The organism is Streptomyces sp. P9(2023), assembly GCF_032436795.1.
Taxonomy (GTDB): domain Bacteria; phylum Actinomycetota; class Actinomycetes; order Streptomycetales; family Streptomycetaceae; genus Streptomyces.
The window spans coordinates 1-249 of record NZ_JAUPWM010000723.1 but is presented as its reverse complement, the minus strand read 5'-3'; the positions used below and the strand labels follow the sequence as shown (position 1 = coordinate 249).

At 47.8% G+C, this 249-nt stretch carries 1 protein-coding gene; it reads left to right on the top strand.

The features are described from left to right. On the top strand, positions 1–211 hold a 211-nt coding region (locus Q5762_RS39240; protein WP_315897102.1), incomplete at its 5' end, for a hypothetical protein. Positions 212–249: the final 38 nt, after the last annotated feature.

Below are 249 nucleotides of genomic sequence, written 5' to 3'. Positions count from 1 at the left end.
CACACCAATGCTCAAACCTTTTACTGCTTGTTCCAGCGACACCGCTTTCAGACTTATATCCGGACATATCTACCTCGGCATTTTAGCCACGCCAAACTGGCTTTCATTGAGCGATTTGCATTTGGTGCAGCGCAACCTTGGCTCTAGGCCAATTATGATCGTCTGCGTGCCGAACTTGCGCAACATCTCCCGCATCTCGATTTTTCCGTAATGACCACATCTAAAACAGAAACCATACAGCTCGTACCA